The 24,797-nt window shown below is 65.6% G+C and carries 12 protein-coding genes; 10 read left to right on the plus strand and 2 right to left on the minus strand.

The features are described 5' to 3' along the window. Positions 1–100: 100 nt before the first annotated feature. Positions 101–766: a 4'-phosphopantetheinyl transferase family protein gene (locus tag RPC_RS25030; RefSeq protein WP_157043177.1), complete on the minus strand. Its 666-nt coding sequence runs from the start codon at positions 764–766 to the stop codon at positions 101–103. 526 nt (positions 767–1,292) lie between these two features. Between RPC_RS25030 and RPC_RS10235 the strand changes: the two genes are divergently transcribed. After that, on the plus strand, positions 1,293–1,742 hold the full coding sequence (locus RPC_RS10235; protein ID WP_011472502.1) for a hypothetical protein: 450 nt from the start codon (positions 1,293–1,295) through the stop codon (positions 1,740–1,742). Here the strand turns inward: RPC_RS10235 and RPC_RS26480 are convergent. Beyond that, positions 1,730–2,050, minus strand: coding sequence for a hypothetical protein (locus RPC_RS26480; RefSeq protein WP_167532070.1), 321 nt, complete (start codon positions 2,048–2,050; stop codon positions 1,730–1,732). The two genes, RPC_RS10235 and RPC_RS26480, sit on opposite strands and share 13 nt — an antisense overlap. Between RPC_RS26480 and RPC_RS10240 the strand changes: the two genes are divergently transcribed. Genes RPC_RS10240 through RPC_RS10280 form a run of 9 tightly spaced genes read left to right on the plus strand, consistent with a single transcriptional unit; the run spans position 2,043 to position 24,791 of the window. After that, positions 2,043–2,312 carry an acyl carrier protein gene (locus tag RPC_RS10240; protein ID WP_011472503.1) on the plus strand — a complete coding sequence of 90 codons (270 nt, stop codon included), beginning with the start codon at positions 2,043–2,045 and terminating at the stop codon, positions 2,310–2,312. The genes RPC_RS26480 and RPC_RS10240 overlap by 8 nt on opposite strands. 31 nt (positions 2,313–2,343) lie before the next feature. Next, positions 2,344–3,873, plus strand: coding sequence for a class I adenylate-forming enzyme family protein (locus RPC_RS25035; protein WP_167532071.1), 1,530 nt, complete (start codon positions 2,344–2,346; stop codon positions 3,871–3,873). Beyond that, complete coding sequence (locus RPC_RS10250; RefSeq protein ID WP_011472505.1) at positions 3,873–4,904, plus strand: hypothetical protein; 1,032 nt, start codon at positions 3,873–3,875, stop codon at positions 4,902–4,904. Before RPC_RS25035 ends, RPC_RS10250 begins: the two co-directional genes overlap by 1 nt. A 2-nt stretch (positions 4,905–4,906) precedes the next feature. After that, a complete protein-coding gene (gene asnB / locus RPC_RS10255; protein ID WP_011472506.1) occupies positions 4,907–6,685 on the plus strand; it encodes an asparagine synthase (glutamine-hydrolyzing) in 1,779 nt (592 codons plus the stop codon). Beyond that, positions 6,682–7,839 carry an acyl-CoA dehydrogenase family protein gene (locus RPC_RS10260; RefSeq protein ID WP_011472507.1) on the plus strand — a complete coding sequence of 386 codons (1,158 nt, stop codon included), beginning with the start codon at positions 6,682–6,684 and terminating at the stop codon, positions 7,837–7,839. The genes asnB and RPC_RS10260 overlap by 4 nt, the downstream gene beginning before the upstream one ends. Before the next feature lie 12 nt (positions 7,840–7,851). Then, complete coding sequence (locus RPC_RS10265; protein WP_011472508.1) at positions 7,852–11,163, plus strand: non-ribosomal peptide synthetase; 3,312 nt, start codon at positions 7,852–7,854, stop codon at positions 11,161–11,163. Continuing rightward, positions 11,160–14,372, plus strand: a complete 3,213-nt coding sequence (locus RPC_RS10270; RefSeq protein WP_011472509.1) for a non-ribosomal peptide synthetase — start codon at positions 11,160–11,162, stop codon at positions 14,370–14,372. Before RPC_RS10265 ends, RPC_RS10270 begins: the two co-directional genes overlap by 4 nt. Next, positions 14,356–23,664, plus strand: a complete 9,309-nt coding sequence (locus tag RPC_RS10275; protein WP_011472510.1) for a non-ribosomal peptide synthetase — start codon at positions 14,356–14,358, stop codon at positions 23,662–23,664. The genes RPC_RS10270 and RPC_RS10275 overlap by 17 nt, the downstream gene beginning before the upstream one ends. Then, positions 23,661–24,791: a 2-hydroxyacyl-CoA dehydratase subunit D gene (locus RPC_RS10280; RefSeq protein ID WP_011472511.1), complete on the plus strand. Its 1,131-nt coding sequence runs from the start codon at positions 23,661–23,663 to the stop codon at positions 24,789–24,791. Before RPC_RS10275 ends, RPC_RS10280 begins: the two co-directional genes overlap by 4 nt. The last annotated feature ends 6 nt before the right edge of the window (positions 24,792–24,797 follow it).

A 24,797-nucleotide genomic window follows, 5' to 3' on the forward strand; every position in this document is an offset into this window, starting at 1 on the left:
ATGTTGCGAACGCGGCGATCGCAATGCCGCGCAACGCTGTGACCGGGCGTCGATATTCCGAACCGAGGAGTGAAAACATGTTGACCCAAACGGGGCGAGTTCATTGGCGCAGCGCCAGCGCGGCGGTGTACCCGTTGGTCGGCTCGAAGCACATCAATGAGAGTCTCGAGGATCTTGGAGCGCGTCGCACCGTCGGTGCGGCCAGATCCACGATGCCGATGTCCACGGCTCGCGGGTCCAGGTGGAAGCCGGTCCCGATTGCTTTGAGGCACGCTTCCTTGCAGGTCCAAATTCGGTAGAACGCTTCGCTTGAGAGATCATACCGCCTCAATTCGCTCTGCTCGTGCGTGGTGAATGCGATCTCTGCAATCTGCTCTTGATCCGGTATCGCCACCACCGCTTCTATGTCAACGCCGATCCGCCCGCAGCCGCTCGTAACGGTAATCAGCGCGACGTCGCGCGAATGGCTCATGCTGAAGTCAAATTCCGCACCCGCGACGAATGGACGTCCCATGGAAGAAGACTGCAGGTCGACCTCATCGGGCTGACAGCCAAGACGCGTGGCAATGACTGTTCTCAGAAGGATCCGTCGCCACATGAAGCGGCAGCGCAGGAACGGGAGCTCGAACACCTCTGCACGTGTCCGTTCCCCGATGCTCAGAATGCTCGCTTCAGCGAGCGACGGCGCGGAAGGCCCGATCTGCGCGAGGTACACCCGCGCATCGCCGGGGAAATTGGCAGTCACCTCGGTGAGACGTTCCCACATCGCAGCTGTGATCCACACCGGAAGTCGCGGCTTAGTCGTTCAGTGATTTTCTCACTGCTACATCCTGCTACATACTGCTACATCTTGCTACAGGCAGACCTTCGACGGGAATCTACAATTAGCAGTTGCCAAAACGATGCGATATGTTATTTTTTGATCAGGTCGTCGTTCAAGACGCGAGACGTTCGTGGCATCGCATTCGTAGCAGCCTGGGTCGTTCCATTTCCCGGAAGCTGTCTTCCAGCGGTGCTCAACGGAAACGTCGACATTATCAAGCTTTCGGGCGGTATTTTTCGTCCGCAATAACAAAGACCACGCACGGATCGACATTCAAAAGCGCGCACAGCGCGTAGGTAATCTGTTCCGCGAAAGAGTTCGCGGGTGCCTGCGCAGCGTTAGGCTCGTCAGTACGCTCTCCGCTTCCGTCGCTCCGACAAACAACTCCCCTATCAGGCGCCCGACGTTTTGGGGCGGGGCGCATACGACGCTTGGGTCCGCAACGAGAGGTCACTCAGAGGAGCGCAAAATGACCGTCGATCACTTGGCAGCCGCACTTCAGTCAGCAGCAAGGCCGGCGTCGACAACCGACACCAAGGCAGGCGCGGCACCAGCCGATGTTCTGATCGTCGCGACGGTGTTGACGAGCACCGAGGCCATTCACCTCGTCGATCTCAACGGGGCGCAGTACGAGATTGCCGCCGGGGATGTAATCGACATTGAGTATCCGGCGCTCGGTCCGGTCGCCGCGGAGGCGCCGCCTGCCGAGGGCGAGCAGCCGGCTGCGAAGGAGCAGGCCGACGTCAAGCCGACGGAGGAGGGCACCGACAAGGCGGCGCCGACGCAGGAGCCGCGACTGGCGTTCATCAAGATCAATCCGAATGCGGTTCTCACGCGGCGGATCGAGGTCCCGGCCGTTCTGGTCGCGGCGGCCGGCACTTGGCTCACCGTCGTTCCCAGCACGGGTCAGGCGGCCTGAGCGGCCCGGACGTGCACTAAACCTATCCCCTGATTCAACGCGCGCAGGCGGACCGATCTGGTCACGCCTGCTGCTGAGAACGGCTGCGCCTGCGAATGATGCGCCGGGCCTGTCGCCACTGCGCGGCGTTCCGGCCGCAGGTCGAGAGAGATTGGGTCGAGAGAGACGAGAGAGAGACTGTCGTGAGCAAAATGGTCGAGAGTTGAATATTCGTCAGTAGTTGAAGTCTCGCGAGCGAAAGTGTCGAAAGTTGAACTGCCCAGAGTAACCGAGCAAGCGCCAGCGCCCGAGGAAATGCCGATGAGCATTCGCGATTCGATCGTCGTCTATATCGAAGAGATTTCATCCGAGCGCGGATTCGACCATGCCAGCAACCTATTTGAAAGCGGCGTGCTGACATCGCTCGACGTGCTGTCGTTGGTGGCGTTTATCGAAGAGACGTTCGGTCTGGAAATTACAGGCGATGAGATCGACATGGCTAGTTTCGGCACCGTCGATGGTCTGGTGAACCTGGTCCTGACTCTTCAGGCGAACACCGCTCACGCCGCCGCCGCGCGTTCACATGGGTAGCCCACCTGGAATGATCCCGGTTCATGACATGTTGCGCCGAACGGCGCGCGACCGCCCCGACAAGGAGGCGATTGCCTGGCATGGCGGGCGCATCAACTATGCGACGCTCGACGAGATGTCGAGCCAAATCGCAACATTCCTTAAAGACGCCGGCGTTGAGCGCGGCATGCGCGTCGCGATCTACTCCGCGAAATGCGTCGAGGAGGTCGCGGTGATCTTCGCCATCATGAAGCTCGGCGCGGTCCTGGTCCATGTCAACCCTGCGTTCCGCGACGACAAGCTCCTTCACGTGCTGGCGGAGTGCGAGCCCGCTGCCTTGTTTTTTCATCCGAGCAAGCGCGGAGCGGTCGCGCGCGCCGCCCGCGCCTCGGCGCTGCCGCCGCTGCTGATCCGGTTCGGCGCCGACGGCCCGGTGGTCGCCGCCGACCCGGATGCGGGTTGCGTCGCGGCGATCGAACTCTCGACAATCCTGCACGATCTGGCTGCGGCCGGCGAGACTTTCGCCGACGTTTTCAGCGTCGCTGACGATCTTGCGGCGATCATCTACACCTCCGGCACCACGGCGTCCGCAAAGGGCATCATGGTCACCCACGGGATCCTGTCACAGGCGACGCTGGTCTCTGCGCAACTGCTCGGCAACGTCGCCGATGACCGCCTGATCAGCTTGACGCCGTTCTCGTTCGACGGCGCGTTGAGCCAGCTCTTCACCATGACGTTGGTCGGCGGGACGCTGGTTCTACAGGACTCGCTGTTTCCGAAGGATGTGCTGGCGACGCTCACCGCCGAGCGGATCACCGGCGTTCATGCGGTTCCCTCGTTCTGGCGCATGATGCAAGACCGCTACCCCGTCTTCGCCGACGCGGCGCTGCCTTGCCTGCGCTACCTGTCATTGATCGGGGAGAGTTTTCCCGAGGCCGACCTGCTTCGGCTCAAGCGCACGCTGGCGTCGACGGATTTCTACATGATGTACGGAACCACCGAGGCGTTCCGATCGACCTGTCTTGCTCCGGCGGAGTTCTTTACCAAGCGCGGCTCGGCCGGCCGGCCGCTGTCCGGCGTGACCATCGGCATCGTTGACGAGCACGGACAGCCCTGTCCCCCAGGCACCGTCGGAGAGATCGTGCATGCGGGCGCGTTCGTGTCGCCCGGGTATTGGAAGCGTGCGACATCCACGACCTTTCGCGACGGTCGCATCTACACCGGAGATCTCGGCACGCTTGATGCAGACGGCTATCTCCGCTTCGTCGGCCGCAAGGACACCATGGTCAAGCGGCTCGGCTATCAGCTCTATCCCGAGGACGTCGAGGCCTGCCTGCAAACGCTCGACGGGGTCGCGCTGGCCGCGGTGACCTGCCGACCGGACCCCAGCGGCGCGCAAGCGTTGCGCGCCTTCATCGTGTGCCGACGCGGCGCGACACTCGGCGAGACCGCGGTTGCGCAACACTGCCGGCGGCATTTGCCTTACTACATGGTCCCGGACGACGTCGTCTTTGTCGACAGCCTGCCTACGACGGGCAACAGCAAGATCGACCGCGGCCGCCTGAGGATGGAGCAGGTGTGATGCGCCGGTGCAGCGTATGCGTGCTTCCCGAGAGCTTCCCCGGAATCACCATCGACCAGGACGGCGTGTGCTCGCTGTGCCGCGAGTTTTCCACCGGAGATCCGTCGGGTCCCTCCGCACGCCTCACCGAGGCGCTGTCGGCCGTCATCGCGGACGCCAAGCGACAGAGCCATCGCTACGACGCCGTGGTGGCGTTCAGCGGCGGCAAGGACAGCTCCTATCTTCTGCATCTGCTGGCGTCGCGGTTCGGCCTCAGGCTGCTGGCGGTGACGTTCGACAATGGTTTTGTGTCGGCGGCCTGCCTCACCAACATGCGCAACGTGGTCTCCGCGCTGGCGATCGACCACATCATCGTGCGGCACCGCCAGGATCATATGAATGCGCTGTTCCTGGAGAGCGCGCTGGCGCGGGTCTATCCGGACCACCTGACCAAGTTCGGCAGCAGCGTCTGCATCTCGTGCATCCGCATCGTCATCACCACGATGCTGCGCGTCGCGATCGAGAAGAATGTCCCGTTGGTGATGCTCGGCAACACGCCAGGTCAGGTGCTCGCCTCGGATCAGGAGCTGATCTTCAAGGACAACGTCATTCCCCATCCGCTGCGGCGGCAGTTGTTCGCGCGGCTGGCGGAGCGCACCGGATCGTGGGCGTATGATTATCTGATGCTGTCCGCCGACGAGTACAAAACCCGCCCGTTTCCGACGATTGTCAGTCCGCTGCCGATCGTCGGCTACGACGAGGACGAGATCTACCGCGTTCTCGCCGAGCTCGGCTGGTCGAAGCCCACCGACGTCGATCCAAGTTCGACCAATTGCCGGCTGAACGCGTTCGGCATCATCCGGCACAAGAACCTGTATCAATTCCATCCCTATGATTACGAGATGAGCCGGCTGGTCAGGCTCGGCATCCTGTCCCGCGAGGCGGCGCTCGACAAGCTGAACGATCCGAGCGGCACCGTCATCGATCTGGCTTCGGAAATCGAAAGGGATCTGCTGTGCCGCTCCTGCGATAATTGCCGGCCGAGGGCTTAGCGATGTGCGGGATCTGCGGCGTCCTCGACTTGCGCGACGCGGCGGTTTCGCCGGAGGCGCTGGCATCGATGACGGCGCAGCTCTCGCACCGTGGTCCCGACGAGTCCGGCGTCCACATCGACGGCGCCGTGGGCTTCGGCCATCGGCGGCTCTCGGTGATCGATCTCGCCGGCGGGCGTCAGCCGCTCGGCAACGAGGACGGCACCGTCTGGGTCACCTACAACGGTGAAATCTACAATTACCGCGAATTGCGGCCGTCGCTGCAGCGCCGGGGCCATCGCTTCGCCACCGATTGCGATACGGAGATCATCGTCCACGCCTACGAGGAAGACGGGATCGACTGCGTCACGCAATTCAACGGCATGTTCGCATTCGCGCTCTGGGACCACACCAAGCGGCTGCTGGTGCTGGCGCGCGACAGGCTCGGCATCAAGCCGCTCTATTACGGCGTGTTCGGCAACGTTTTCCTGTTCGCCTCCGAGATCAAGGCGATCCTGGCGCACCCGGCGGCCCGCAGCGAGGTCGATCACGACGGTGTCGCGGACTATCTGCTCTGTACGTCGCTGCTCGACGGCAGAACGATGTTCCGGGGAATCCGCTCGCTGCCGCCCGGCGGGATCCTCGCGCTGCAGGGCGGCGAACTGCGGCTTCACATCTATTGGTCGATGCCGCGCGCGGCCGTGCGCCACGCCGGCACCTCGCTCGAGGACAGCCGGGACGTGGTGCGCGGAATGCTCGACGCGGCGGTCGGGGCGCAAGTGGTGAGCGACGTTCCGCTCGGCACGCTTCTGAGCGGCGGCCTCGATTCCAGCGTGGTCTCGGCGCTCGCCGCCGGACATGTCGGCGGGCGGCTCAAGACATTCGCGATGGGCTACGACCACGGCGACACGCTCCGGCACGACGACATCGATGCCCCCTACGCCGAGCTGGTAGCGCGCGCCTATCACACCGACCACACCGAATTTCTGTTTCGGTCGGACGAATATCGCGACGTCATGAGCCGCGTCACCTGGCACGTCGAGAAGCCGGTCGACCTGACCGCGCCGTCATTGTTCCTGCTCTATCGCGAGGTCAAGCCGAACGTGACCGTGGTGATGTCGGGGGAGGGTGCCGACGAGCTGTTTGCCGGCTACCATTTCTTTCTCGATGGATGCGGCGCGGGCACACCGGCCGAATTCCCGTGGGCGCCCTATCTCGACGAGGTCGCAGCACTTCTCGATCCCGCCTTCGTGGCGAGAACGCGGTGCCGCGACCGGATCCGGACCACCTTGTCGGCCGAGATGGCGAGCTTCGAGAGCCACGATCCGCTCAACAAGCTGCTCTACCTGTTCCTGAAGTACTATCTGGTCGAGATGCTCGAACGTCTCGACAAGACCAGCATGGCGTGGGGCGTGGAATCCCGGGTGCCGTTCCTGGATCACCGCCTGGTCGAATACGTCCTCGACCTGCCGGCGGCGTACAAGGCAAAGCCGGACGGCAACAAGGTGGTGCTGCGGACCCTCGCTGCCGATCTGCTGCCCGCCGCCGTGGTCGCGCGGCGGAAGCGGCCTGTTCCCATCCCGGTCGATCCGAAATCGATCTGGACCGAGCGCAATCGCGCCAACGCGCTGGTGCAGGCGCCGGAGTCCCGCATCGCCGGTTATTTCGACAGGAAGAAGGTCGACGACTTCTTTCACAAGAAGAACCAGTTCGCCCGCACCGACAATCTTGCGATCTTCAGGACCGCGCACGCTTTGGTCGCGCTCGATGCGTGGCACAGGGCCTTCGGGGTGGCGGCATGACAAGCGCAGAGTCCGAAATCCTCAGCAATGGCAGAGCCTTCGTCCAGCGCGTGGTGGCGCCGGGCGCGGCGACCGCCGACGAGCGCGAAGAGTTTCCGATCGATGTGTTTCGGGCGGTCGGGCGCTTCGGTGTGTTCGGCGCGGGCTTTCCGAGCGACTATAACGGCCTCGCGCTCGGCTTCGCCGTCTATGCCGGGCTGATCCGGGAGATCGCGCAGGCCTGTGCCTCGACCGCGATGAGCGCCGTGGCGCATGCCACGCTGGCGGCGCTGCCGATTTTCCTCGGCGGCTCCGAGCGGCTCAAGCGACGGTTGCTCCCGGCTTTGATCGGCGGCGACGCCATCGGTGCCTTCGCCATGACCGAAGCCGGTAGTGGCTCCGACATCGCCGCGACCGCGACCACTGCGAAGGAGGCCGGCGACCATTATCTTCTCAACGGCGCGAAGGTTTTCATCACCAACGCCAATGTCGCCGACGTGGCCGTGGTGGTGGCTAAGACGTCACCGGCCGCCGGCATCCTCGGACTGAGCCTGTTTGCGGTCGAGAAAGGGATGCCGGGATTCCAGACGTCGGGGCGGCGCGAGCGAAAGCTCGGCATGCGGGCCTCCGACACCGGCGAACTCGCGTTTACCGATGTCCGGGTTCCCAAGGACAATTTGATCGGACGCCGGAACGGCGGCTTCGCGATCCTGCAGCAGACATTGCCGGCGGCCCGGCTCGACATGGCTGCGATCGCCATCGGAATTTCCGAGCGGGCCCGGGATCTTTGCGTCGACCATGCGGTCGGCCGGCGGCAATTCGGCAAGCCGATCGGCCGCTTCCAACTGGTGCAGCGGATGCTCGCCGACATGGAGACCAGTATCGACGCCGCCAATCTGCTGCTGGCGCACGGCCTCGAACTACGCGATCGCGGGCTGCCGCTGGCCAAGGTGGCGTCGGAGGCGAAGTTGTTCGCCTCCGAGATGGCGGTCGAGATCACCCGCAACGCGATCCAGATTCACGGCGCCGCCGGCTATTCCAGGGACCTGCCGCTGGAGCGGCTGTATCGCGACGCCAAGCTGACCGAGATCGGCGACGGCACATCGGAAATCCAGCGTCTGATCATCGCCGACGAGATGATCAAGGCGCGTTCGCCCCGGATTCCGGGTCGGTGAAGGGAGACGGGGATGCCCACCATCAATATCGCGAACCGGAATCTCGCGCAGGCGTCGGACACGGCGCTGTATCCGCTGTCGTTTCAGCAGGAACGCATCTTCTATCTGGACGAGATCTCGCCGCAGAAATCGATCTGGACCCGGGCATCGTGCCGGCGGCTGTCCGGCGTGCTCGACATCGATGCCCTGAAAGATGCGGTCGCGGCGCTGATCGATCGCCACGCCGCGCTTCGCACCCGGATCACCCTCGTCGACGGCACGCTGTTCCAATCACGGCTCGACGGCGCCGACGGCAGCTTCGCGTTCGTCGATCGTTCTGCCGGCCCGGACCGCGGCGGCGCCGACCGCTTTGCGGCCTTTGAAGCCGAAGCGCAGAGCCTGCTGAACCAGGAGTACGGGCGTTGCTTCACGCTCGACGGCGGCCGGCTTTTCAAGGTTGTGCTGGTGCGCTGGTCGGACCAGGAGTGGCAACTCATCCTGAAGCTGCATCACGTCATTTCCGACGCCATCACGATACGCATTCTGTGGAATGACCTGAAACGTCTCTACAATGCGCGGCGGGTCGGCGCCGGCGACCCGGCGCCGCTCGACCTCGATTATGTCGACTACGCGAGTTGGCTGAGAGACCGCTTCTCCGAGCGCAACACCCACGAATTGGAGGCCTATTGGCTGTCACAGTTCGCCGACAAGCCGCCGGAGCTCGATCTTCCCACCGACCTTCCGACGCCGCCGCAGCTGTCATTTCGCGGCGCCGTGGAATCGCGCCCGCTGTCGCCCGATTTCGTCGCCCGGCTGCAGTCGTTCAGCCTGAAGCATCGCGTCGTCCCGTTCTCGACGATGCTCGGCGCGCAGGCTCTGCTGCTGTGCAAATATTGCCGGCAGGACGACATCATCATCGGGACGGTGTTCTCCGGGCGGCACCATGATCCCAGGCTGAAGGCGCTCGCCGGCTTCTTCGCCAGCAGCGTCGCGCTGCGGCTGCGGGTCGACCCGCAGGCCTGCGTCAGCGACTTCGTGCGCCAGGTCCACGACCGCGTGACCGGCGCCCATCGCATGCAGGATTATCCGCTCGAACGTCTCGTCGACCGCCTCGCGCTGGATCGCGAACATCGCCGCAATCCGCTGTTCCGGGCGATGTTCAACATGGTCACCGACTTCGAGCCGACCCACGCGTTCAGCGGCATTCGCAGCGAGCGCGCGCTGGAGCCTGAGATCACCGCGACGCAGGTCGACCTGCTGCTCGATTTCCACACGGGTCCGGATGCCGCCGAGCTGCGCCTCGAATACAATACCGAGCTGTTCGAGCCGCGCAGCATCCGGCGCATTCTCCACCACTACGAGGTGCTGCTCACCGCGATGATCGAGCGCCCGGACGCAATCCTGCGCGATCTGTCGATGCTCGACGCGGACGAGCGGCAACTGGTCCGTTCGTTTGCCGAAGGCAAGGTGGTCCCGGCGGCGCCCGGCCGCGGCATCGTCGGCCTGTTGGAACACCGCGCGGCGCGCAGCCCCGACCAGCCGGCATTGCTCTGGTCCGCCGGCACGCTCAGCTGCGGCGAGGTCAATCGCAAGGCCAACCAGCTGGCCGCCACGCTGGTCGAGGCCGGTGTCGCCGAAGGCGACATCGTTGCGGTCTTGCTCGAACGCTCGCCCGAGATGGTCGTGGCGATCCTGGCGGTGCTGAAGGCCGGCGCGGCCTACCTGCCGATCGATCCGAGCTTTCCGCCGCAGCGGATCGATTTCATCCTGAAGGATGGCGGCGTCCGCTGCCTGCTGGCGGCGAGCGAGTCGCCATCCGATCCGCAGGGCCAGCGAGGCCCGCTGCCGGTGATCCGCGTCGACGATGCGGCGTCCTACGCCGGACCCGGCATCGATCCGGACCACAGCTTCGACCCTGAACGGGCAGCCTATGTGATCTACACCTCGGGCTCGACCGGCCATCCGAAAGGGGTGGTGGTCAGCCATCGCGCCTTGATGAATACGCTCGAATTCCTGGAGGCGAGCTATCCGCTGGCCGGCAAGACGATCCTGTTCAAGACCAACTTTACATTCGACGTGTCGGCCGCCGAACTGTTCGGCTGGCTGTTCGACAACGGCCGGCTCGCGGTGCTCGACCTTGGCGCCGAGCGCGACAGCCGCGCTCTGCTCGAGGCCATCGAAAAATTTGCGGTGACGCACGTCAATTTCGTGCCTTCGATGCTGGACGTGCTGTTGGAGAGCCAGCCGGCGGGCGCCGCGTCGCCGTTGGATCGGCTTCGCTACGTCTTCGCCGCCGGCGAGGCGCTGAAGCCCGACCTGGTGAATCGCTTCCATCGCCTGGTTCCCAAGGTCCGGCTCGAAAACCTGTACGGTCCAACCGAGGCCGCGATCTACGCCACCTATCATTCCCTGCCGCGCGGGGCGGAGGCGACCTCGGTCCCGATCGGCAGGCCGATTTCCAACACCGGCGCGCATATTCTTGACGAGGCGCTTCGTCCGGTTCCGGTTGGTGTGATCGGCGAATTGTGCCTGTCCGGCGTCGGGCTCGCGACGGAATACCTGACCCGGCCAGACCTGACGGCAGAGCGATTCTGCCCGAGCCCCGATTTGGCGGGGCGCCGCCTGTACCGCACCGGCGACCTCGCGAAATGGGGCGACGACGGGCTGATCTACTACCTCGGCCGCGCCGACAGGCAAGTCAAAATCCGCGGCTTCCGTGTCGAGGTCGCGGAGGTCGAGCAGAAATTGCGAGCCTGCGACGGCATAGCCGAGGCCGCCGTGACCGTCAGGAGCGACGCGTTTGGCCAGAACAGCCTGGTCGCCTATCTCGCCTTCGACAAAGATCGTCCGACCTCGATCGAGCGGATTTCGAGCGACCTGGTCGGATGGCTGCCAGGTTTCATGATTCCCGAAGCGTTTGTGCCGCTCGACCGCCTGCCACGGCTGCCGAGCGGCAAGATCGACATCCGACGCCTGCCGGCCCCGACCCTGACCGGCGCGCCGGCGACCCCGGCGCAACGCGCGGCGACCGAGCTCGAACGCAAGATCATCGCAATCGCCGAAGACTTGCTCGACCTTCGCGGCCTGACCCCCGCCAGCAATTTCTTCCACCTCGGAGGCAACTCGCTGCTGACGCTGCGTTTCATCGCCGCCCTCGACAAGGCGCTTGGCACTCGGCTGAGGGCGATGGACTTTCTCCGGCTGCCGACCATCGCCGAGATCGCCGTGCTGATCGAGCCGATGCTTCAGCGGCCATCGCCGATCAAGGATCGCATCGTCATCGTGCAGATTCCGGCGCGACCGGCGCCGGCCGGCGATATGTCCTGCCGGGACGGCTCGCCATGACCGCGATCGGGATTCGCAGATATCCGCCGATCCCGGCCGGCGACCGGACCATTCCCTGTCCGCTGACCTTTCAGCAGGAGCGGGTTCTGCATTTCTGCGAGCTCGATCCCGGCAGCTCGATTTGGGACATCAACACCTGCAAACGGCTGGTCGGCCAGTTCGACCTGCGGCGGCTGCGCCGGGCGGTCGACCTGTTGGCCGTTGCGCATGCCGTGCTGCGTACCCGGGTGTCACGGCGCGGCGAGCGCCCGGTGCAGAGCTTCGATCAGGATCTCAAACGCGCTGTCCGGCACATCGACGCGGCGGCGGCGGCCGGCCCCGACCGCGATGCCGCACTGGCCAGTGAGATCGCCGCGATCTGCCGGAATCCGATCACGCGATGGAGACCCGACGATGCGTTGTTCGAGGTGGTGCTGCTGACGCTCGGCCCGGACGATCAGGCGTTGCTGCTGCGGGTCCACCACATCATCGCGGACGCCGCCTCGGTGCTGATCCTGTGGCGGGACCTGACGTCGATCTACAACGCGCTGACCCGCGATGCGCCGGTCGCGGCATCGCCGACGACGCTGACTTATTCGGACTACGCGCGTTGGCAGCGCCGTCATTTCGATGCCGAGCGGACCTGCGAGCAGGAGGCCTATTGGCTGGCACGGTTCGAAAGCGAACCGCCGGCGCTCGATCTGCCCACCGATGCGGCGCCGTCGCCGGCGATGTCCTTGAACGGCGGATTGGAGATCGTTGCGATTCCGCTCCACCTGATCGAGGCGTTCCAGCGGCAGAGCTGGGAACAGCGCGTTCTGTTGTTTTCCAGCCTGTTCGCCGCTTACCTCGTGCTCTTGCAGAAGATCTGCCAGCAGCAGGACATCACCTCCGGCGTGCTGTTCTCGGGCCGGCACTACAGCGCTGAGCTTGCCAACACCGTCGGATTCTTCGTCAACATGGTGGCGGTGCGCGCCGACGTCCGCTTCGACGACACCTTCGAGCGGTTGGTGCAGGCGGTGCACGAACGGGTCGAAGAAGCCTATTTCATGCAGGACTATCCGTTCGAGCGGCTGATCCAGAGGCTGGCCCCGGCCCGCGGCAATGGCCGAATTCCGTTGGTTCAAACCATGTTCAACCTGGTGCCTGACCCCGAGGATACCACGGAATTCGATGGCGTTGCGCAGGCTCGCTGGGTCGATGTCGCCACCCAGACCCAAGCGGTTCAGGTCGATCTGATCTTCGACATCCATTGGGGATCGGCGGGGGCGGAGATCCGGATCGAGCACAACACCGATATTTTCGAACGCGGCACGGTCGCCCGGTTGGGGCGCCACTACGTCACCTTGCTCGATCGGCTGGCGGGTGGCTGGGACATTGCTCTCGACCGTCTCGCCGTGGTCGGCGACGCCGAGGCGCGCCAATTGCTCGAAGGATGCAACCCGCCGCCGTCGCCTTTCGCCGCGCAGAGCTGCATCCACGAGCTGTTCGAGCAGCAGGTTCGTCTGCGGCCGGCGGCGATCGCGCTGGCCGATAGCAACGACCGGATCAGCTATGGCGACGCCGACCGAAAATCCAATCGGCTCGCCCGGTTGTTGCGGGCCCGCGGGGTCGGGCCGGACAGCATCGTCGCCGTCATCGGTCGCCGTTCGGTGGAGATGGTGCTCGGCGAACTCGCCGTCCTCAAGGCGGGCGGCGCCTACCTGCCGCTCGGCCGGGACAGCCCGAGCCGCCTTCTGGACGACATTCTGCGCGACGCGCGGCCGCAGGTCGTGATCATGCCGAACGATGATCGGCGCGACCTCGATCTCGACGTCCCGGTGCTGCGTCTGCGCGACGCCGAGGCTCCGGGCATCGATGATGGGCCGCTGGCACATGTGACCGGGCCGTCGAATCTCGCTTACGTCGTCTACACCTCGGGTTCGACGGGCAAACCCAAAGGCGTCATGGTCGAGCATCGCAGCGTCGTCAATCTCGTGACCAATGTCGATTATCTCGCATTCCGCCCGGACGACCGGATGCTTCAGACCGGGGCGCCCGCCTTCGATGCGACAACATTCGAGATCTGGGGCGCCTTGCTCAACGGGCTGCCGCTCTACCAGATCGACGACGAGACCCTGCTGGACCACGCCGCGCTTGGCGAGCAGCTCGCCCGGCACGACATTACGATCCTGTTTCTGGTTCCGGCGCTGCTCAACCAGTTCGCGGATGCCGACCCCGCGGTGTTCCGTCCGCTGCGCTATCTCATCACCGGCGGCGACGTGGCGTCGACCCGGCACATCGAGCGGATTCGCAGCGCCAACCCCCGGCTGACGCTGATCAACGCCTACGGTCCGAGCGAGAACACCACCTATTCGACTTGTCACGTGGTCGGTGGGGTCGAGCCGCGGACGATACCGATCGGCAAGCCGATCCCGAACGCGACGGCCTATGTCTTCGACCACGACATGCTGCTGACCCCGATCGGCGTGGTCGGCGAGCTTTACGTCGGGGGCGTCGGCCTTGCGCGGGGCTATCTTCATCGTTCCGCACTCACCGCCGAGCGCTTCGTCATGAATCCCCACGTGGCGGGGGAGCGGCTCTACCGCACCGGCGACCTGGTCCGCCGCCGTGCCGACGGGGTGCTGGAGTTCGTGGGCCGGGCCGACCGGCAGATCAAGATCCGGGGCTTCCGTATCGAGCCCGGCGAGATCGAGAACCGGCTTCTCGAGGACGGCCGGCTACGCGAGGCCTGCGTCGTCCCGGCCAAGGCCGACGACGGCGGCGTCTTCCTGTGCGCCTATTACATCGCCGCCGCCGACGTCGGCGCGCAGGAGTTGCGGCAGCGACTGGCGGCCCGGCTTCCGGCCTATATGCTGCCGTCCGCGTTTTGCCGCATCGATTTCATGCCGATGACCGAGAACGGCAAGATCGATTACGGCGCGCTGCCCGAGCCGCGGCTTTGGATGGCCGAGCCGCGGTCCGTCCGCGCCCCCGAGAGCGCGGCGGAAATCGCCATTGCGCGGGTCTGGGAAGAGTTGCTTGAGACCCGGAATGTCGGCGCGACCGCAAATTTTTTCGAGATCGGAGGCCATTCCCTGAAAGCCAGCGCCCTGGCCTCGCGCCTGAGCAGGATGTTCGGACTGAAGATCACGCTCAGGAACGTGTTCGATGCGCCAACCGTAGCGGAATTGGCGCGGCTGGTCGGCTCACTGGCGCAAATGGAGCACCGAGATGGCGTCGCCGGTTGAGCAGGGCAACTATCCTGCGTCCGCGAACCAGAGGCGGATGTATGTCCTCAACCGGCTGTCGCCGGACAGTATCGCCTACAACGTGCCGGTCGCGATCCGGCTGAACGGCAAGCTCGATACGGCCCGACTGCAGGACGCGCTCACGGCGCTGGTGACGCGCCACGACAGCTTGAGGACGTCGTTCGGGATCGCTGACGAGACGATCATCCAGACGCGTCAGGCGCCGCTCCGCCTCCCGCTCGATGTCGAGAGGGCGCGCGGCAAGAGCGAGGTCGAAGCGATCAAGCGACGCTTCGTCCGGCCGTTCGATCTCAATCGCCCGCCGCTGCTGCGGGCCTGTCTGATCAGGCTGGGCTCGCTCAAGCACGTCCTCTTGCTCGATTTGCACCACATCATCTGCGACGGCGTGTCGATCGACATCCTGAGCGACGAACTGGGCCGGCTGTATGACGGCCAGACGCTGCCTCCGCTGCCGGCCGACTACAAGGACTTCGCGCTGTGGCAGCGCGAGTTCGCCGGCAGCGAGGAAGCCGAGCAGCAGCAGAACTATTGGCTCCGCCTGCTCGAGGGCGAGCGGCCGGCGCTGAATCTGCCGACCGACTTCCCGCGGCCGAGCACGCAGTCGTTCGACGGCGACCGGGTGACGCTTCGCCCCAACCAGCGGCTCACCGCCGCGTTGCGCGAACTCGCAGCGCGCCACCGCGTGTCGATGTACATGTTGCTGCTCGCTACCTACTACGTCGTGCTCTCGAAATATACCGGCCAGGACGACCTGGTGGTCGGCACGCTCGCAGCCGGGCGCAACGCCGAACGGTTCCGAGGCGTGGTCGGCCTGTTCGTCAATACCCTTGCGCTGCGCAGCCGGCCTCGCGGCGAGCTCGCTTTCAGCGACTATCTGCAGCAGGTTCGCGACGAGTGCCTCGACGCATTCGAGAACCAGGACAGTCAGTTCGAAGATCTCGTCGATCGCATCGCGCCGCCGCGCGATCTCGGCCGCGGCCCGCTGTTCGACACGATGTTCACCGCGCTGTCCTCGAATGCAACGCCGACGGCCTATGGCGGCATCGAATTCAGCCCCTACGAGCTCGACTATGCGATCGCCAAGTTCGACCTCACCTTGACCGTGATCGAGCAACAGCACGGCGAGCTGAAATTCGATTTCGAGTATTGCACCGACCTGTTCCGTCGCGACACGATCGAACGCCTGTCTGCCCACTACGTCACGGCGCTCGAGGCCGTTGTGGCCGATCCCGCGATGCGGCTGCGCGACATCGACGTGTCGAGCGTCGACGAAAGGCGGGCCGTTGTCACGGGTTTGCCGCAGCCGACGGAGGCGGCGCAGAGCGTGGTGGAGCTGTTCGAAATCCAGGTTCGCACGAGCCCGGCGGCGCCCGCGATCGCCTGCGACGGCAAGACGGTCGACTACGCGACGCTCGACCGCCTCTCGAACGCGGTCGCGGCGCGGCTGCAGGCGGCCGGAGCGGGACGGGGGGCGATCGTCGGCCTCGTCGCCGCGCCGTCGATGGAAGCGGTCGCGGCGATCCTCGGCATCCTCAAGCTCGGCGCCGCATTCCTTCCGCTCGACCCGAGCACGCCGGCAGACCGCTTCCGGGCGATCGCGGCGGGGTCGGGGATGGCGGTGGTGCTGCTGCCGACCGACGCCCATCCGCTCGCGGGCCTCGGTCCAGTGGATCTCACCCTCGACCGCGTCGCCAGCGACGTGGATGGCGACCTGTCGGACCGCGCGGCGGTGACCGGCGACGACCTTGCTTACGTGATCTACACCTCCGGCTCGACCGGCATGCCGAAGGGCGTGATGATCTCGCACCGCGCGCTCGCCAACTACGTCAGCTGGGCGGTGCGGACCTATATCGGCGACGCGCCGGCCGCCTTCGCGCTGCATTCGCCGCTTTCGGTCGATCTCACCATTACATCTATTTTCGCGCCGCTGGTCTCGGGAAACCGGATCGTCGTTTACCGGAACGACGACGCCATGGGATTGATGCGGGATATTCTTCGCGACGATCAGATCGAGGTGCTCAAGCTGACTCCGACGCATCTGGCGTTGCTCGCCGAGACAATGCGCGATGGTGCTCCCGCCAACCGCCGGCTGCGCGCGCTGATCGTCGGCGGTGAGGATTTCAAGACCGGCCTGGCGAGGAAAGTCGATAGCGGCTTCGACGGTCGTGTCGAGCTCTACAACGAGTACGGACCGACCGAGGCGACGGTCGGCTGCATGATCTACAAATTCGACCCGGCGCTCGACAAGGCGGCGTCGGTACCGATCGGAACGGCGATCGATAATGTCGCGGTCCTGGTGCTCGACCGCTACGGGCTGCCGGTGCCGAGGGGAGCGATCGGCGAATTGCATATCGCCGGGGCCTGTCTGGCCGACGGCTACCTGAACAATCCGGAGATGACGGCCGAGCGGTTTGGCATGCAGCGTCTCGGCGGCCGCGAGATCCGTCTCTACAAGACCGGCGATCTTGCGCGCCTGCTGCCAAGCGGTGCGCTGGAATTCCTCGGGCGCAACGACGACCAGGTCAAGCTGCGCGGCTTCCGGATCGAACTCGGAGAGATCGAGACGGCGTTGCTGCGCTGCCCCGGGGTGATCGATGCCGTAGTGTCGCCACGGACCGACGCCGCCGGCGATGGCTATCTATGCGCCTATGTCGTCGCGGCCGGCGCGATCGAGACCGCCGACCTCCATCGTCGTCTGGCGCAGCGCCTGCCGGCGCACATGGTGCCGTCACGCGTGGTGATCGTCGATCGCCTTCCGATCGGGCGCAGCGGCAAGGTCGACCGCACAGCGCTGCCCGACCCGGGCGAGCCGACCGGAAGCCGCAGTTCAGCCGCGCCCGGCACCGCGGTGGAATGCGCGATTGCCGCCATTTGGGAGCAGGTGCTGGGCGTTCAGCGGATCGGGCTCGACGATGACTTCTTCGATCTCGGCGGGCAATCGCTGAAGGCGACCCTGATGATTGCCCGCGTCAACCGCGAGCTGCACGCCGGTGTCACGTTGCGCGACGCCTTTGTGCACCGGACCATCCGCGGCCTCGCCGGCCTGGTCGGTGAAGCCGGGGAGGACCCGCGCGCAGAAATAGCAGCCGTCGCTCCGCGGGACGATTACCCGGTCTCGGCGGCGCAGAAGCGGCTGTTCATCATCCATCAGCTCGCGCCACAGGATGTTCAATACAACGTGCCGTTCGCTTTGAACGTGACCGGGCCGTTCGATCGGGCGCGCTGGCAAGGCGCTTTCCGCGCGCTGCTGGCGCGGCACGAGTCGCTGCGGACCTCGTTCCTGCTGATCGACGACCAGATCGTTCAGAAGGTGCATGCCAAGATCGATTTCGCCTTCGAAGGCCAGCCTTCCGGCGCCTCCGCATCGCTTGCGCAGGCGATCGAGGGGTTTGTCCGCCCGTTCGACCTCGAGCGGGCGCCGCTGCTCCGAGCGACCATCCTGGAGGCCGGCCCGGTCGAGCACAGGATTCTCGTCGACCTCCACCACATCGTCGCCGACGGGCTTTCGATCGACATCATCATTGACGATCTGCGCGCGCTCTACGAAGGCCGGACGCTGGAGGGCGCGGCTGTCCAGTACAAGGACTACGCCGCCTGGCAGCAGCTCCGTTCCGCGGGCGCGGAGGTTCGGGACCAGGAGACGTATTGGCGAGCGGTGTTCGAGGGGGGAGCGCCGGCCCTTGCGCTTCCCACCGACTTTCCGCGCGGGGCCATCCGCTCGTTCGATGGGGACCTCGTGCGCTTCACGATCGATGCGGCGCTCGCCGAACGGCTGCGCGTGATCGGACGGGCGGCCGGCGCGACCCCGTTCATGACGCTGCTGGCCGCCTACACGGTTCTGCTGTCGAAGTACACCGGCCAGGAGGACATCGTCGTCGGCATCCCGGTGGCGGGGCGGAGGATGGCCTCGCTGCAGCGGGTGGTCGGAATGTTCGTCAACACCTTGGCGACGCGGAACCGGCCGCGCGGCGAGCTTCGCTTCGTCGACTATCTCGACACCGTGAAGGCGCACGGGCTCGACGCCTACAGCAACCAGGACTACCAGTTCGAAGAGTTGGTGGACAGGCTCGAGATCGAACGCGACCTCGACCGGAATCCGCTGTTCGACACGGTGTTTGCGACACTCGAGGGCGGACGCAGGGCGTTCCAGGCCGATGGCGTCACCGTTCGGCTCGAGGACGTGCCCTGGAAGATCTCGAAGTTCGACCTGACGCTGCTGGCCGAAGAGCGCGCCGACGGCATTGTTTTCGAACTGGAGTACTGCACCGGCCTGTTCCGGCGCGACACCATCGAGCGCATGGCGGACCACTTCGTGCATCTGCTGCAGCAGATCGCATCCGACCCGGCGCGGCTGCTCCGCGATCTCGATCCGCTGACTGAGCAGGAGCGCCGGCAAGTCCTGGTGGAGTTCAACCGCTCCGAGGCCAGCTATCCGGAAAGCCGCACCGTTCACGAACTCATCGAGGAGCAGGCGGACCGGACGCCGGATGCAGCGGCGGTCGTGGCCGGCACGCAGACGCTCTCTTACGGGGAATTGAACCGACGCGCCAACCAGCTCGCGCGCCAGCTGGTTAGCACCGGCATCGCCGTCGAGGATGTGGTCGGCATCGTGGCGGAGCCGTCGCTGGAGATGATGATCGGCATCCTGTCGATCCTCAAAGCCGGTGCGGCCTATCTGCCGATCGACGCCGACTGCCCTGCCGATCGCGCCGCGATGATGCTTGAGGATAGCAAGGCCAAGCTGGTCGTTTTCGCCGGCGTCGAGCCGTGGGGCGAGGCGGGGCGGCCATCGCTCGACCTGAGCCAGCCGGCGCTCTACCAGGGCGACGACAACAATCTTGGGGTCACCGCATCGAGTCGAAACCTCGCCTATGTCATCTATACCTCCGGAACCACCGGGGTGCCGAAAGGCGTCATGGTCGAGCATTCCGCGGTCAACAATCTGTGCGCCTGGCACATCCGCAGCTTCGCGCTGTCCAGCGCCGACCGGACCACCAAATACGCCCGCTTCAGTTTCGATGCCTCGGTGTGGGAGATCCTTCCCTCGCTGCAGGCCGGCGCCGCGCTGCACATTGTCCCGCAAGAGATCCGGCTCGACCTCGCCCGGCTGGCGCGCTATTTCGACGACGCCGGCATCACCGTCAGCTTTCTGCCGACGCAGATTTGCGAACTCTTCATGCAGTTCGACAATCGGTCGCTGCGGCTGTTGCTGACCGGCGGCGACCGGCTGCGCCGCGGCGGCCGCGGCCGCTACCAGCTCGTCAACAATTACGGGCCGACCGAGAGCACCGTGGTGACCACCAGCGGCCTGGTCGTTGCGGCCGACGGTCCGATATCGATCGGCAAGCCGATCGGCAATATCCGCGTCTACTTGCTCGACAAGGCCGACAAGCCGGTTCCGATCGGCGTTCCGGGCGAACTGTGCATCGCCGGAGCAGGGCTCGCGCGCGGCTATCTCGGCGATCCGGTGCGGACCGCCGAGAAGTTCGTCGCCAACCCGTTCGAGCCGGGCGAACGGATGTACCGGACCGGGGATGTGGCGCGGTGGCGGCCGGATGGATCGATCGACTATCTCGGACGCAGCGACGGCCAAGTGAAGATTCGCGGTTGCCGCATCGAGCCGCGCGAGGTCGAAACCGCGATCCTCGCCCATGAGGCGGTGCAGGATGCCGTCGTCGTCGCTCGCGAAGATCGCACGGGCGACAACCAGCTCTACGCCTATATCGCCTGGCGCGCCGCCGCGCGCCTCGCCGATCTGCGCGGCTCTCTCGGCCAGCGGCTTCCTAACTACATGCAGCCGGCATTTTTCGTGACGCTGGACGAAATCCCGCTGAATGCACGCGGCAAGGTCGATCTGGCGGCGCTGCCGCCCGCGGACAACGACGCCCCGGACACCGGCGAGGCTCCCCGCACCTCCACCGAAGCTCGGCTGGCCGCGATCTGGCAACAGGTTCTGGACCGGCAGCATGTCGGCATTCACGATAATTTTTTCGCGATCGGCGGCGATTCGCTGCGCGCCACCATCATGATCGCCAAGGCCAACAAGGCGTTCGGCACCGCCGTCGGGCTCGGCGCGGTATTCGACCGGCCGACCGTCGCCAGGTTGGCGGAGGACTTCGCGGCTGGCTCGGAGAGCGCGACGCCGCATTTGGTGCCGGTGGAGAACCGCCTGCACTACGCCACGACGCCGACCCAGGCGCTGCTCTATGCGGTCTGCACGGCCCGCGGCGGCGTCGAATACAACCTTCCGATGGCGTTCGAGATCGGCGGCGACCTCGACATTGCCCGGCTCGAAGCCGCGTTCCGCGAGGTCATCGACCGGAATGAAGCGCTGCGCACCGGCTTCATCAGCGTGGACGGCGGCGCTGTTCAATACGTCGTGCCGAAGGTGGATTTCTCGATCGCCCGTCTGCCCGGCTGCGGCAACGCGGAGATCGGGGAGGTCACGCGCGACTTCATCCGGCCGTTCCAGCTGTCGGCGCCGCCGCTGATCCGCGCGGCGGTGGTGCCGCGCGGCCCCGGCCGCCATGTTCTCCTGATCGACATGCACCATTTGGTTAGCGACGGCACCTCGATGGGCTTGCTGTTCAAGGAGATCGCGGCGCTCTACGCCGGTTCGCATCCGCCGTGTCCCGCCATCACCTACAAGGATTTCGCGGAGTGGCTTCAAGGCCATCTGCGCAGCGATCGGATGCGCGCCCATGAGGCCTATTGGCGCGGGGTCCTGGATTCGCCTCCCGCCACCATCCGGATCGACTCGGATTTTCCGCGCAAGGAGGCATTCGCATTCGCCGGAAGCCGGATCAATTGCACCGCCGATGCGGCGCTGCACGACGGCCTCAAGGCGCTTTGCACGCGTGAGGGCGTCACGGTCTACGTGCTGCTGCTCGCCGCCTACAACGTGCTGCTCTCCAAATACAGCGGCAGCGAGGATATCATCGTCGGCGTGCCGACGGTCGGCCGCTATCTCGCCGACGTTCACGACGTGGTCGGGATGTTCGTCAGCACCCACGTCATCCGCAGCCGGCCGCGCGCCGAGCGGCGCTTCGACGAATTCCTTCAGGAGGTCAAGGCCGGGGTGCGTGGCGCCGTCGAGCACCAGGAGTATCAGCTCTGGGACATCATGGTGCAGCACAACGCCGCCACCGGGAAATTGTTGTTCAGCGCGGTGTTCGTCGTTCAGGATCAAGCCTTCACCAGCATCGAGATTCCGGGCCTCGAGATCGAAGAGATCGACCCGCATTACAACGTGGCGAAGTTCGACCTGACGATGGGCGCGGTCGAGCGTCCGGGGCGCCTCGATATCGAAATCGAATACAACACGGATCTGTTCCGCCGCAGTACGGCGGCGCGGATTGTCGGCCAATATCTGCACATTCTCGGCCAGGTCGTTGCGGATCCCAGCCGGACGCTGCGGCAAATCGAGATCGTGACGCCGGCCGAAAAGGCGGCCTTGCTAACCGGCATCGGGGACGCCGCTCCGGCCGGCGACGACGACGCTTGGGCGGCGGCAACCGTGGCCACCCTGTTCGAGCGGCGGGCCCGCGCCGCTCCGGATCGCGTCGCCGTGGCCTTTGACGGCGGCACCGTGACCTACCGCGCCCTCCACCAACGCACGCGGCGGCTCGGAAGGCGGTTGGCGGCGGAAGGTGTCGGGCCGGGAATGATTGTGGCGCTCCTCGCTCGTCCCTCGGTGGAGATGGTCGCCGCGGTCCTTGCAATCTGGGCGACCGGCGCAGTCTGCACTCCGCTCGCAGCCGACGATCCGCCGCGGCGGGTCGCGGCCCGGCTCGCCGAGACCGGCGCGGCGCTGCTGGTCTGCGACCACGATTCCAAACCTGACGAACTCGGCATCCCGGTGCTGCTGCTCGACGGCGCGAGCGAACCGGAAACGGTCGCGGCTCTCCCCGATGGTCCGGCTGATCCGAATGCGCTTGCCGTCGTCGGCGTGGCGACGGACCGCAGCGGCGTTCGGAAGCACGTCATGATCGAGCACCGATCACTGCTCGACCGCGCCCGATGGTTTGTCGCCAGGTTCGCGATCGTCGAGGCTGATTGTACTGTGATGTGCGGCGACCTGAGCTCGGGCGCTGCCTTGCTCACGCTGATCTCGACGTTGTGCGCGGGCGCCTCGGTCTGGATCGCACCGGAGGAGGCGCGCCGGTCTGCCACGACGCTGGTGAAGGGCGTGAGCGACCACGGCGTGACGGTCGGTTGGCTGCCGGCGACGCTGTGCGAACGGCTCGCCGGGACCGTGGATCTGCCGTTGCGGACGCTGATCACAACCGGCGGCGCCATCACCCCGTTGCGGCGCGGCAATTACGAACTCGTCAGCTGTTTCGGGCTGCCGGAGCACAGCGAGGTGACGACGTGCAAGCCGGTGACGGCCGAGACCGCCGGAAGCCTCGTCGGCGCGCCTATCGCCGGTTCGCAGATCTATATCCTCGGTCACGACGACAGCCTTCTGCCGATCGGGGTCACCGGCGAACTCTGCCTCGGCGGGACCGGCCTGGCGCGCGGATATCTCGGCGAGGAGCCTTCGACCTCGCGGCGTTTCACGGCAAACCCGCACGTCCCCGACGGTCGCATCTTTCGCTCCGGTCTTCGCGCAAAACGGCTCGCGGACGGCGGCATCGAACTGATGGACCGCGTCGGTGATGTGGAGATCGACGGCCATCGCGTCTATCTGGCCGAGATCGAACATTGCTTGCGCGGGCATGCAAACGTTGCGGACGCGGCCATCGTGCAGGGCGATGCGGATCAGCTCCAGCCGACGCTGTGCGCGCTCATCGTCACGACCGGCGTGCTGCCGGAATCGGCCTCGGCCTTGGTCCGCGACCTGAAGCGACATCTCGCCGAGTGGCTGCCGGGCTACATGATCCCGGAGGCCTATGTCCAGGTCGCCGCCATCCCGCGCGACCAGACGGATCGGGTCGAAGTCGAGGCTCTGCCGATACCGGAGCAGCCATCGCCGCCGATGCCGGCGGAAGATGCCGCGGAGCCGAGCCTCGTTCCCGAGATCCGGACCATCGTCGAGGAGCTTGTCGGCGCGTCCGCAGTCGACCCCGCGGCCGACCTGCGCAGTGTCGGCCTGACCTCGCTTGCGGCGATGACGTTGCAGGCGCGCCTCGCGGCCCGGTTCGGCGTCGCCCCGGACCTGTGCCGATGGCTGCAGGCGCCGTCGGTCGCGAACCTTTCCCGCCATCTCTCGGAGGCTTTGCGCGGCGAACGCCGGGTCATCACGCCAACAGAGGAAACGACGCCGCCATGACGCGACCGGATTCCATCGCTGCCGCGGTGCAGGATGTCCTCGACCTGCACCGCGATCGCCTCGCGCTCCTCGCCGGGATCGACCGGCCGAAGATCGGTTACCTGTCGATTCAGACCCCCGAGGAAATCCTGCTGGCCGCGGGCGCGATCCCGTTCCGGCTGACCGGCGAGTACAGCACCGAGACCGATAGGGCGAGCGTGCATCTTGGCAGCAACTACTGTTCCTACGTGCTAAGCTGCTTCGGCGAGGGACTCGCCGGCGTCTATGGCTTCGCGGATGCGGTCGTGTTCGTCGATGCCTGCGATATGCGCAAGCGGCTGTGGGAGACCTGGGCTCGGACCGTTCCCGGTTGTGAAAGCTGGTTCCTCGAACTTCCCAACGACGCGAGTCCATTGTCGAAATCGTTCTTCGCCGGTCAGCTTCGCAAGCTGATCCGCCGGCTGGAGCAACGCTACGGCCGGCCGATCGGCGAGGGCGCGCTGCGCGACGGCATCGCGCGGTGCAACCGCACGCGCGAGCTGATGCAGCGGCTCTACGACGGCAACAAGCGCGGCGGCCCGCTGCTGACGGGCCAGCAGTCGATCGAACTCGTGAAGGCGGCAACAACGGGGCTGAAGGACGAATTCAACGATCGCCTGGCGGCGCTGCTCGACGCCGCGGCTTCGCAGCAACCCCGGGCCGGTCGGCAGCGGCACCGGGTGTTGATCTGCGGCAGCTATTTCGACCAACCGGCGATCGTGGAGGTCATCGAGGCCACCGGCGCCGACATCGTCTGCGGGGATATCAGCAACGGGGTCAAGTATTTCGAAGGCAGGATCGATGCCGACGCGGAGCCGGTTGCCGCCATCGCCGACTACTATCTCGAAAAGCACACCAGCGCGCGCTGCATCGATACCGACATCCGGCTGCGGCACCTGTTCGACTTGGTGCGGGACTATCGCGTGGAATCGGTGATCTACTTCGCCCTGAAATTCTGTGACACCAATCTGCACGACTACCCCTACATCAAGGAAAAATTGCGCGAGCAGAAGATCCCCGTTCTGTTCATCGAAGGCGAGCACAACGGCAGCAATATCGCCAGCATCAAGACGCGCATCGAGACGTTCCTGGAGCCGCGGTTTTTCTGAGGAGGC

The organism is Rhodopseudomonas palustris BisB18, from assembly GCF_000013745.1.
Lineage (GTDB): Bacteria > Pseudomonadota > Alphaproteobacteria > Rhizobiales > Xanthobacteraceae > Rhodopseudomonas_A > Rhodopseudomonas_A palustris_F.